We start from the raw sequence: 11247 nt of genomic DNA, 5'->3' as shown, positions 1-11247 counted from the left end.
ATCGGCCACAGGAGCCGCATCCCGCACCCCGGCGGCGTAAAAGAACGCAAGCCGGGCAGCCACTGGGGGTCGGTGTCTTCGGACACCGGGGCGAGCGGTCTGCCGGCGGTGGGGAGTGACACGGTGATGGGCACGGCGGAGCGGCGCGAGGCGCCCGAGGAGAGCATGGCGGTGCGCTCGGCGACGCGGCGGGAGCAGGGGGCGCCCGATCGCGACATTCCGGAGCGTCGGCGTGCCGGGGAGCGTGGGCGGGAGTCCGCCGACGCGCAGCCGTCGCCGTACCGGCCCCTGTGGGTCGAGGAGCCCGCGCGACGGTATCGGATGCCCGATCCGGTGCGCACGGCCGCGGTGCGGGCGGTGCTGATCATCGCGGTGACGCTGATCCAGGCCATGGTGGCGTTCCTGTGCACGCTGGCCGGGTCCTGGCTGGCGTTCCCGATGGTCATCAGCAGCGTGGCCAGCACGGTGGTGGCCACCTGGGCGGTGGTCGACGTGTGGGTGACCCGCCAGGTGTGGAACCAGCGCTACGGCGTGGTCTCCGAGCCGAGCAGCACGGCCCGCTCGCTCCGCCGGGAGCGCCGCGCCGCACGGCGACGGGAGCGGGCCGCCCTGCAGGATCAGGAGCGAATACGCCACCAGAGCGGCGCCGGACAGCTGTCCCACTCGTGACCTTCGGATGGCGGGCCAGCGACGCCAGGCAGGCGTGCCACACCGGCGCGGACGGTGATCAACCTGTGGCCGAGGCCGGCCGCTTGAACATCCGTGTCGCCGTGATCTCGCTGTGCACCGCTTCTCCGGCCTGGGGCTGCTGGGGCAACCCGGGCCGGAGGTGTTCCTCCACGCTGATGTACTTCAGGCCCGCTCTGAGGTCGGCGTCGTTGCGCAGCCGGATGACCAGCGGGAACTCGGCGAGCGCGGTCGTGTCGAACAAGCCCGTGGTGTACAGCAGTTGCACACCTAGCGCGTCGGACACGGCCCGCTGAAGCTCCAGCAGGTACGTCGCGTTGGCGCGGCCGATGGGGTTGTCCAGGAACAGCGTGCCGGCGTGCCGGTGCTTGTCGTGTCCCCGGTCGTTGGAGCGCAGGGCGGCCATCGTGCAGTACAGGGCAATGGCGGCGGTGAGCAGCTGACCGCCCGAGAACACGTCGCCCATCTGTCCGACGGGGACCCGCTCGGCGCGCAGCACGGCGTCCGGCTTGAGGATCTCGACGGCCACGCCCTTCGGCTGGAGCGCGGCGGCGACGCCGCGCAGCAGCAGGGACATGCCGTCGCGGCGCAAGTCGGAGTTCTTCTTCACGGCCGCGCGCGTGGCCTCGTCGATGACCTCGCCGAGCCGTTCGGTGAGCGTGGCCTGGTCGGGTTCCTCGAAGCGGATGCGCAGGAACTCCTGCCCGGACCACTCGCCGAGCCCCTCGGGCAGCCGGGAGAGCCGCTGGGCGGACCGGAGCGTCGCCAGCGCCGATTCGACGAGCCCGCGCAGCCGGTCCACGATCGAGTCGCGGTTGCGCTCCAGCTGCGCCAGCTCGTCGGTGAGGACGCGCAGCCGGGGCGCGAAGGCGTCCGCCCACTTCTGGGCGTGCTCGGGCAGCGTGGCGGCGGGCAGCTCGCGGATCTGCTGCCGGGCGGGGGTGCGGACCTGCTCGTAGCGCGTGGAGTTGGCGTGCCGGACGAGGACGTCGCTCGCCTCGCGTACGGCCGCCTCGGCGGCGGACAGGTCGGCGGCGCAGCCGCGCAGCGAGCGGCGGGCCTCGGCAGCCGAGTGCCGGGCCTCCTCCAGGCTGCCGGGGTACGGCTCCGGCTCCTCCTGCTCCTCCTCGGGGGTGTGCTCGCGCAGCAGGTCGCGGAGCATCGCGGCGATCTCGTCGAAGCCGCCGGCCGCGTCCTCGGCGGCCCGGTGGGCCTCCAGCAGCTCGGCGTGCGCCTCGCGGGCCTCGGCCAGCGCCTCGGTGCGGGCGGCGAGTTCGGCCGTGGCGGTGCGCAGCAGCGCCTGGGCGTGCTCGGCGTCGCGCGGGACCAGCTCCTCGGGCAGCTCGGTGTGCGCCTCGCCGTCCTCGGGGGCGTGCCGCTCGGCCTCACCGCGCAGCCGGCCGAGCTGCTCGCTCGCGGTCGACATACGGGTCTCCAGGAGCTGCACCAGCTCCTCCGCGCGCGCGGCGGCCGCCTGCCGGGAGGGGCCGTCGGAGCCGTCGGGCGACTGGAGCAGCTGTTCGGCGCGCGTGCGGACCTTGTTGCTGAGCCGGTCCAGTTCGGCGCGGGCGGCGCTCTCGTCGCTCTCCGCACGGGCCTGTTCGGCGCGCAGGTCGGCGCCGACGCCGACCTTCTCGTACACCTGGGAAGCGGCGCGGTAGGCCTCGCGGAGGGCGGGCAGGGACGCCTTCGGCGCGTCCGCCTCGCTCTCCGGTACGTCGTCGGGGGCGCCCGCGATCTCGGAGCGCTCGGCGCGCAGCGCACGCGCGGTGCGGCGGGCGTCGTCGGCGGCGCGCTGGGCGGCGCGGCGGTCCTCGTCTGCGGCGCGGGCCCGGTCCAGGCAGGCCTGGGCACGGCCCTCCGACTCAGCTGCCTCGTCGGCGAGTTCGCGGAGCTTGACCTGCCAGCCGGCGCGCTCGCGCAGGCGGTAGGCGAGCCCGGCGAGGGCGTCGGCGGCGCGGCGGGCCTTCTGCGCGGCCTCCTGCCGCTCGTCGCGGACCTGGGTGGCCTCGGCGGCGGCCTCGTCGGCCTCCGCGCGCGTGGTGCGCGTCTCGGCGAGTTCGGCCTCGGCCTCCTCGGCGAAGGCGCGCGCCTCCTGGGCGGTCTCGGCGAGTTCGGTGAGCCGTCCGACCGGGCAGCCGGTGCGCCAGGAGGCGAGCCGGGCGGCCAGTTCGCGGTCCTTGCCGAGCCGGGCGGCGAGCGCCCGGATCTCCTCGTCGCGCTCGGTGGCCCGTGCGCGCAGTGCCTGGCGTTCCTCGTCGGCCGCATGCTCGTCGTGCATGGCCGGGTTCGGCGGGACGAGAAAGACGTCCCCGGGGGTGGCGTCGGGGGCCGGGGTCGGAGCGAGCAGGGCGGCGGCCGTGCCGACGGCCACGGCGGAACGCGGCAGCAGGGCGGCGTCGCTGAGCGCGTCGCGGGCACGCGCGTGCGTGTCCGGGTCGGTGATGATCACACCGTCGACCAGTTCTGGGCGGGCGGCGAGCACGCGCGCGTGGTCGGCGGGGTCGACGGCCTGGGCCAGGTAGCGCCAGCCGGGCAGCGCGGGGATGCCGTGCTCGCCGAGGAACTCCACGGTGGCCAGCACGTCCGGTCCGGGCGGCAGCAGCCCGCCGTCGCCGAGGGCGCCGAGGATGCGGGCGTCGTCGGCGGCGGCGGTGCGCAGTTCGAAGAGGTGCCGTTCGGCGGCCGACACGGCGTCGTCGAGAAGGGTGCGCAACTCGTCGGCGAAGCGGTCGAGTTCCTCGGGGGTTAGCGGGCCGTCGGCGCGGGAGTGGGCGCCCTCGGACTCGTCGCCGCGGCGCGCGGCCGCACCGGCCGCGTCCGCGCCCTGGCCGTCGGACGCGTCGTCCGCTGCTCCCGTCCTGGGGCCGGGCACCCCGGCCCGGGCCGTGCCGGACGCTCCCGGCAGGCTCAGCAGCTCCGCGAGCCGTTCCTCGGCGGCCAGGGCCTCGGCGAGCCGCTGCTCGGCCTCGTGGGCCCGTTCGGCCGCGGTCGCCGCGTCCGCCGCGCGGGCCGCGGTCAGCTCGGCGCGCGACTCGGCGGAGGCCGCCTCGCGCGCCTGCTCGGTCGCCTTGCGGGCGGCCTCGCGGGCCGCGTCCCAGGCGGCCACGGCGGTCTTCTCGGCGTCGCTGGCGGCGAGCGCCGCGCGCGCGGGGTCCGCGTCCGGGGCGCTGTCGTCCAGCCAGCCCACGCGCACGGCCTCCGCCGTCTCCTGTTCGACCTCGGTGAGGCGCTGGCGCAGGTGGCCCGCCTCGCTGCGGGCGCGCTGGCCCTCGGTGGCGGCGGTCGTGGAGTCCCGGTAGGCGGAGTCGCTGACCTCCTGGAGCGCGGCGGAGCGCTCCTCCTCCTCGTTGGCGAGGGCCTCGGCGCTCTCGGCGGCCGCGTGCAGGGCCCGTACGAGGTCCACGGCGGCCTTGGCGCGGGCGGCGAGCGCGGGCGCGGCGTCCCGCTCGGCCTCCTGGATGGCGGCGGACACGCGCGCGACGCGGTCGGCGGCGGCGCGGTGGCGCAGCACGGCCTCGGCGGCCTGCCAGGCGGAGTGCAGGGTGCGCGCGTCGGCCAGCTCGCGCTTCTGCGCGGCGGCGGACTTCTCGGCTGCGGCGAGCGCCAGGGAGGCGTGCCGGTAGGCGAGTTCGGCGGCGACCAGGGAACTGCGCTCGCGGGCGCCCTCGGAGTGCGTGACGGCGTAGGCGGCGGCCGTGACACGCTGCGCGAGGTCGGCGGCACGCACCCGCTCCCGCACGGCCCGGGCGGACAGCCGCCGGGCCAGCGTGCGGGTGCGCCGCTCGGCGCCCGCGTGGACGTCACGCGCGCGTGAGCGGGCGTCGGCGGCCTCGACGATCCGTCCGAGCAGGTCGACCGAGCCCGCCGTGAACTCGCGTTCGGCGATCAGCTCGGCCCGCCGGCCCAGCTTGTTGCCGAACCCGCTGACGAGGTCGGCGAGGCCGTCGGTGTCACGGGTGTCGGTGACCGCGCGCAGCAGCAGGTCGGTGAAGTCGGAGTCCTTCTTGACCGCGAAGAGGCCGGCCGCCTCGCCCTCGTCGGCGTTCATCTCGCGCTGGTAGCGGAAGAGTTCGGGGTCGAGGCCGAGGTCGCCGAGGTGCTCGGTCCAGCGGTCGTGGATCTCCTCCCAGTGCACTTCGAGATGCGGGTACGCCTTGCCCGCCTCGGTGAACGCGTCGCGGAAGCCCTTCATGGTGCGGCGGCGCCCCTGGGCACCAGAGGCGCCCTCGACGGGCGGTCGTACGGCGGTGGACTCGGCGACCGGCAGGTTGTCCAGGCTCAGGCCGGGGCCGGGCCGGAAGGAGTACCAGGCCTCGGCGAACTTCCGCGGGTCGTTGGAGACCTGGCGCCCGCGCCACTCGCTGACCTTGCCGACGACCACGCACTCGCCGGTCTGCACGTGCTGCCACTCCAGCGCCACGTGCCCGCAGTCGTCGGCGAGCAGGAACTTGCGCAGCACGCCGGAGCTGGCGCCGCCGAGGGTGTTGCGGTGGCCCGGCAGCATCACCGAGAAGATCAGCTTCAGCAGCACGGACTTGCCGCCGCCGTTCTCCAGGAACAGGACGCCCGCGGGCGCGGGGCGGCGCGGCGGGCCGGCCGGCTCGTCCTCGAAGAACTCCGCCTGCGTGGGCGCCGGGTCGGGCACGGGCTCGCCGACGCCGCGCAGGTCAAGCACGGTGTCGGCGTAGCGCGCACCGGCGGGCCCGATGGAGTAGAGGCGGACCCGGGACAGCTCGTACATGGCGGACTCTCGCGTTAAGTCTTCGGAAAGGTGCGGTGGTTCGGGTGTTGCGGCGGCTTCGGGAGCGTCAGGAGTGGAACGGCAGCCCGGCGTCGGCCACCAGGTCCAGGTCGTCGGTCTCCTCGGCGGGCAGCAGGCTGGCCGAGCCGTCGGTGACCGGGACGACCCCCAGCTCCAGCAGTTCGGCCATCGCGGCGGTGCCCGCCATGTCGCGCACCTGCAGCTGGTAGCGGGCCGTGGTGCGATACGTGCCGCCGTTGTCGTCGCCCGTGCGCTGCAGGAAGCCCGAGTCGGTCAGGAACGCGACGGCCTTCGCCACGATGCCCGTGGTGGAGGCGGCCGGCCGGCGCGCGTCCTTGGTGGCGCCGGTGGCGCTGCGTCTCGCCCAGATCCGCCACGCCGCCTCCAGACCGGGGGCGTCGGTGGCCGGGTCGGTGTTCTCGCCCAGCTCCTCCGCGCGCTCCTCCAGCCGGCGGCAGGCCTGCCGCACGAAGGCGTCGACGCCGTTGACGGTGACCCGGCCGATGTAGGAGTCGTCGGCCAGGTCCTCGGGGCGCGGGAACGCCAGCGCGGCGACGGCGAGATGGGCGAGTCCGTGCAGGAAGCGGTCCCCGGAGTCGGTGGCGGTACGACGCGCGTAGTCGCCCATGCGAACGGCGAACACCGAGTCCTCGGCGGCCGTCACGGCCATCCCCGCGCGCGGGGACACCTCCAGCACGACGAGCCCGAGGCCGGCGGCGACGGCGTCCGCGAGCCGCGCGAACGCCGGGTCGTCGCGGTAGCGGCGCAGCAGCTCGGTGTACTCCTGGTCGCGCGCGGGCTGCAGCTTGGGCTGCAGCCCGAAGGCGACGAGCCGCGCCGCGTCGGCGGCGTCGGCGGGGGTGACGGCGGTCGTCGCCGACGGGGCGGTCGGCTCCGCCTCACTCCACTCGACGTGCTCGCTCACGGCTTGGGCTCCTTGTCGCGCTCTTGTTCACTCATGCTGCTTCCGTCCGGTCCGCCGCCATCCCCGCCGCGTCCAGCAGCGCGGTCCCGACGATCAGATCGGCGCCGCCGAACTCGGCATCGTCCAGCTCGGTCCCGTCGTCCACGGCGAACAGCAGCTTCTCCTCGCCCTGGCGGTACGCGGTGCCCACGGCGGGACTGGCCGCGTGCACAGCCAGCAGCGCGACCAGGTACGGCAGTTCCGGATCCTGTCTGCGCGCCTCCGCAAGCAGCCCCGACAACCTCCGCGGCGCGTCGGCGGGCAGGTCCAGCAACTCCATGGCCGCGGCCAGCTGTTCCTCGCTGAAGCGGCTGTCGTCCGGTGTCGCGATCAGGTCGGGCTCGGGCATCTCGGCGCCCAGGTGCTCCCGCTCGACCGGCGGGGTCAGCAGGATGTCGACGAGGTCGCCCACCCGCACGGACACCGGAGTACGCAACCCCGTACCCCTCGCGAAGAACGCGTCCGTGACCCGGATCGCCTGTTCCAGAGGCAGCGGCAGCACCGGCGCGACGAGATGGCCGTACAGGTCGATCCCGGACGTGGCCGTGGGCGTGGCGAAGGCCTGCCGGTCCTGTTCGGCGCGGAAGAGCGGGCCCGCCTCCAGCAGGCGCGACTGGAGCTGGGTGTGCCGCCGGATGCAGTCCTTGACGATGTCCACCAGCTCGGCGGCGCGCCGCTTGTGCTCGGGATCCTCGGTCTCGTCGCGGGCCTTGCGGATGTTGGTGAGGATCGCGTTCTCGTGGCGGTACCGGTCGGCCACGTGGTCGAGGGCCTCGGCGATCATGTCGGGCACGGTGTTGAGCCAGTCGACCGCGCGGACGTTGCGCCGGGTGGCATCCAGGGCGCGGCGCAGGGTCTCTGAGTACTGCACGGTGCGGTACCGGGCCTGCTCGGCGGCGAGCTGCGCGTCGGCGAGCCGGCCACGGTTGATCAGCACCTCCAGCTTGACCTCGGCGGCGATCTGGGCGCTGGTGACGTCGGTGTCCAGGGCGCCGACGAGGACGTTGACCGCTTCGTCGGTGGTGCGCAGGTAGACCGTGCCGCCGGGACCGGGGACCTCCTCGATCAGCTTGAAGTCGTAGTCACGCCGGACATAGGTGCCGTCCGGCGCGAACGTGCCGTACACCGCGCGGAAGCCGCGGTCCACGCTGCCGACGTTGATCAGGTTCTCCAGGACCCAGCGGGCCACGCGCTCGTGCTCACCGGTGGGCCGGTGCGGGGCCTGGGCGGCGATGCGCGGGACGAGCCGGGCGATTATCTGTTCGTGGTCGGCGCCCGTGTCGAAGTCCATGTTCAGCGTGACCAGGTCGATGGCGGCCAGGGCCACCTCGGCCATGCCGTACACCGAGTACTCGCCGGCCAGGTTGGCCTTGCGCGCGTCCAGGTCGTGCAGCGGCGCGGTGCAGGCGAGCGCGCGCAGCCGCCGCGCCAGCCCCTCGTCGGCGGCCGGGCCCGGTGCCGGGCGCGGCCCCGCGCTGAGCTGGGGCGGAACGCTGTCCGTCGATGCAGGCGAAGTCACGGTGCACAGATTAGGTCCTCGGTCTGACATCGACCCAAACGCCACAGAAGCGACGGCCGTCACAGCGACGCGAGACACCGTGCGGGAACGGGGTCGGGCCCTCGGCCGGAACCGGCTCCCCGGCCTCCGCCGCGATCGGCTCCCCGACCTCGCCGCGATCGGCACCCCGGCCCCGCCAGGGTCGGCACCCCGGCCTCCTCTGGCCTCCCCGGGGTCCGCGCCCCACCCGTCGTCAGCCCGCCCCGGGCCCTTCCTCGCCGACCCGTCGGCGGTAGACCTCCACGACCCGCCGCAGGGAGTCGGCGAGGTAGGTCTCCAGCAGCCGCTCCGCCTCGCGCCGGTCCCCGGCCTGGAGGGCCCCCAGGATCTGGCGGTTCCGCACGAGGTACGGCTCGTGCAGCCGGCGCGGGTCGTCGACGACGTGGAAGGCGAGCCGCAGCTCGGCGAAGACGCTGCGCATCAGCTCGTCGGTGCGCTCGCTGCCGGCCAGCGCGACCAGTTCCCGGTGGAAGTGGATGTTGGCCGTGCCCAGCGATTTCCAGTCATTCTCGTGCGCGGCCAGCTGCCCCTCGTTGACGGCGGCGGCAAGGCGGTCGAGCGCGTACGGCGGCTCGCCGAGCCCGCGCACGACGGCGCACTCCACCAGGGACCGGGTGCGGTAGATGTCCTCGACGTCCTCCACGGTCAGGACCCGGACGAACACACCGCGGTTGAGCTCGTGGACGAGGAGTCGCTCGTGCGTGAGCAGCCGGAACGCCTCGCGCAGGGTGTTGCGCGACACACCGAGCGCCCCGCCGATGCTGTCCTCCGACAGGCGTGTGCCTGGCGGGAAATAGCCCTCGGCGATGCGGCTTCTGAGGATGTCGGAGACGCGTTCGGCGGTGCTGGTGCGCCCCAGGAGGGCGCGGTCGTCGGCCAGTCCCGTCAGCTGCTCTGCCATGCCCGGAATTCAATCGCAGACCCAGGAACGAAACAACGTGGGTATTGAAGGATCGTTGAACGATCCTCTACGGTGCTCCGCACGGCACGCTCACACAGCGCTCCGGACTGCTCACCGCACAGCCCTCGGCACGGTTCTCCGCACTGCTCAGTTCCCCGCACCCTCCGTCCCCTTTCTGCGAGGTGCCCATGAGCACGACTCCTCCGCCCCGGTCCGTGACGTCAGGCGTACGGCCACCACTCAATGAACGCGCCGCCGAGGACGGCGCGTTCGGCTGGCTGCGCGCCCTCGGCCCGCGCGGCCGGCGCGCGTTCGCCGGTGCTTTCGGCGGATATGCCCTGGATTCCTACGACTACTTCACGCTGCCGCTGAGCATGGTGGCGCTCGCGGCCTACTTCGGCCTGGACAGCGGCCAGACCGGCCTGTTCACCACCGTCACGCTGGTGGTCTCCGCGATCGGCGGCGCCGTGGCGGGCGTGGTCGCGGACCGGGTGGGCCGGGTCCGGGCACTGATGATCACCGTGATCACGTACGCGGTGTTCACCGTGGCCTGCGGCTTCGCGCCCAACTACGAGACGCTGCTGGTCTTCCGCGCGCTCCAGGGCCTCGGCTTCGGCGGCGAGTGGGCGGTCGGGGCGATCCTGGTCGCCGAGTACGCGAGCGCGAGGCACCGGGGCCGCACGCTCGGCGCGGTCCAGAGTTCCTGGGCGGTCGGCTGGGCGCTGGCCGCGGTCGTCTACACACTGGTGTTCTCCTTCGCCGGGGACGATCTGGCCTGGCGCATCATGTTCTGGACCGGGGCGCTCCCCGCGCTCCTGGTGGTGTGGCTGCGCCGCCGGGTGCACGACGCGCCCGCGGCGACGGCAGCCCGGGAACAGAGCCCGCAGCGCGGCTCGTTCGCGGCGATCTTCCGGCCCGGCACGGACGGCGAGCCCGGGCTGCTGCGCACGACGGTCTTCGCGGGCCTGCTGTCCACCGGTGTCCAGGGCGGCTACTACACGCTGGCGACCTGGGTGCCGACGTACCTGAAGACCGAGCGGGGCCTGTCCGTCGTCGGTACCGGCGGCTATCTGACCTTCCTGATCTCGGGAGCCTTCCTCGGCTACCTGACCGGCGGCCACCTCACCGACCGGCTCGGCCGGCGCCGCAACATCTGGCTGTTCGCGCTGCTGTCGGCGATCTGCGTCCTGGCGTACGCGAACATCCCGCACGGCGCCAACACCCTGCTGCTGGTGCTGGGTTTCCCGCTCGGCTTCTGCATGTCGGCCATCTTCAGCGGCTTCGGCTCCTACCTGAGCGAGCTGTACCCGACGGAGGTGCGCGGCACCGGGCAGGGCTTCACGTACAACACGGGCCGCGCGGTGGGCGCCGTCTTCCCGACCCTGGTGGGCTTCCTGGCCGACAGCTGGGGCGTGGGCGGTGCGCTGGTCTTCGGCGCGGTCGGCTACGGCCTCGCGGCGCTGGCGCTGCTCGGGCTGCCCGAGACACGCGGGAAGGAGCTGGCATGACGCGGCCGCACCGTACCGACGACCGCCCGGTCACCCTCGTCGAGGAGCACGCGCACGCGTGGCGCCCGGAAACCGCGCGGCGCCGCTTCCGGGAGGGCCTGGCCGGGCCCACGGCCGGTGTCGCGGCCGGTCACACACAGGCCAACCTGATCTCGGTGCCGGCCGACTGGGCGTACGACATGCTGCTGTTCTGCCAGCGGAACCCCAAGCCCTGTCCGGTTCTGGACGTCACGGACGCGGGTTCCGTCACGACCGTCCTCGCCCGGGGCGCGGACCTGCGCACCGATCTGCCGCGCTACCGGGTGTGGCGGGACGGCGAGCTGGTGGAGGAGCCGACGGACGTGCGGGCGCACTGGCGGGACGACCTGGTGTCGTTCCTGCTCGGGTGCAGCTTCACCTTCGAGTGGGTCCTCTCCGGGGCAGGCGTCCCGATCCGGCACGTCGAGCAGGGCCGCAACGTGCCGATGTACGTGACCGGCAGGCAGTGCCGCCCGGCGGGCCGGCTGCACGGGCCCATGGTGGTGTCGATGCGCCCGGTGCCGCCGGAGCACCTGCGCACGGCGATCCGCGAGAGCAGCCTGCTGCCGGCCGTCCACGGCGGCCCCGTGCACTGCGGCGACCCCGCGGCCCTCGGCGTCGAGGACCTCGGCCGGCCCGACTTCGGCGACCCGGTGGACCCCGGTCCCGACGACATCCCGGTCTTCTGGGCCTGCGGAGTGACCCCGCAGGCGGCGGTGATGGCCTCCCGGCCGCCGTTCGCCATCACCCACGCACCGGGCCAGATGTTCCTGACCGACGCCCGCGACGAGCAGTACCGCGTGGTCGGCGTCGACTGACACCGACACGCGGCACGCGGCACGCGGC

Annotated in this window: 7 protein-coding genes; 3 read left to right on the top strand and 4 right to left on the bottom strand. The window is 74.3% G+C overall.

All coding sequences use genetic code 11. From position 1 onward, the window contains the following. Positions 1–126: 126 nt before the first annotated feature. Positions 127–669, top strand: coding sequence for a hypothetical protein (locus tag ABZ865_RS31910; RefSeq protein WP_361238005.1), 543 nt, complete (start codon positions 127–129; stop codon positions 667–669). A 58-nt stretch (positions 670–727) separates the two neighbouring features. Here the strand turns inward: ABZ865_RS31910 and ABZ865_RS31905 are convergent, their stop codons facing one another. The 4 genes from ABZ865_RS31905 to ABZ865_RS31890 all read right to left on the bottom strand — a co-directional run bounded on the left by ABZ865_RS31905 (position 728) and on the right by ABZ865_RS31890 (position 8875). Next, positions 728–5431 (bottom strand): hypothetical protein, encoded by a 4704-nt coding sequence (locus ABZ865_RS31905; protein ID WP_361238001.1) that lies wholly within the window; start codon positions 5429–5431, stop codon positions 728–730. Positions 5432–5498: 67 nt separating this feature from the next. Continuing rightward, positions 5499–6377 carry a hypothetical protein gene (locus ABZ865_RS31900; RefSeq protein WP_361237999.1) on the bottom strand — a complete coding sequence of 293 codons (879 nt, stop codon included), beginning with the start codon at positions 6375–6377 and terminating at the stop codon, positions 5499–5501. A 31-nt stretch (positions 6378–6408) separates the two neighbouring features. After that, positions 6409–7935, bottom strand: a complete 1527-nt coding sequence (locus ABZ865_RS31895; protein WP_361237996.1) for a hypothetical protein — start codon at positions 7933–7935, stop codon at positions 6409–6411. 232 nt (positions 7936–8167) lie between these two features. After that, positions 8168–8875, bottom strand: coding sequence for a GntR family transcriptional regulator (locus ABZ865_RS31890; RefSeq protein ID WP_361237993.1), 708 nt, complete (start codon positions 8873–8875; stop codon positions 8168–8170). A gap of 188 nt (positions 8876–9063) precedes the next feature. Between ABZ865_RS31890 and ABZ865_RS31885 the strand changes: the two genes are divergently transcribed. Both ABZ865_RS31885 and ABZ865_RS31880 read left to right on the top strand, forming a co-directional pair. After that, positions 9064–10383 carry an MFS transporter gene (locus tag ABZ865_RS31885; RefSeq protein WP_361237990.1) on the top strand — a complete coding sequence of 440 codons (1320 nt, stop codon included), beginning with the start codon at positions 9064–9066 and terminating at the stop codon, positions 10381–10383. Then, positions 10380–11219 (top strand): putative hydro-lyase, encoded by an 840-nt coding sequence (locus ABZ865_RS31880; protein ID WP_361237988.1) that lies wholly within the window; start codon positions 10380–10382, stop codon positions 11217–11219. Before ABZ865_RS31885 ends, ABZ865_RS31880 begins: the two co-directional genes overlap by 4 nt. The last annotated feature ends 28 nt before the right edge of the window (positions 11220–11247 follow it).

This window comes from Streptomyces sp. NPDC047085, from assembly GCF_040643735.1.
In the GTDB taxonomy this organism is placed as follows: Bacteria; Actinomycetota; Actinomycetes; order Streptomycetales; family Streptomycetaceae; genus Streptomyces.
This window is presented reverse-complemented; position numbering and strand designations above follow the sequence as displayed.

Coding starts and splice junctions, on each gene's coding strand:
- ABZ865_RS31910 (WP_361238005.1), top strand. CDS start 127: ATGGGCACGGCGGAGCGGCGCGAGGCGCCCGAGGAGAGCATGGCGGTG.
- ABZ865_RS31905 (WP_361238001.1), bottom strand. CDS start 5,431: ATGTACGAGCTGTCCCGGGTCCGCCTCTACTCCATCGGGCCCGCCGGT.
- ABZ865_RS31890 (WP_361237993.1), bottom strand. CDS start 8,875: ATGGCAGAGCAGCTGACGGGACTGGCCGACGACCGCGCCCTCCTGGGG.
- ABZ865_RS31885 (WP_361237990.1), top strand. CDS start 9,064: ATGAGCACGACTCCTCCGCCCCGGTCCGTGACGTCAGGCGTACGGCCA.
- ABZ865_RS31880 (WP_361237988.1), top strand. CDS start 10,380: ATGACGCGGCCGCACCGTACCGACGACCGCCCGGTCACCCTCGTCGAG.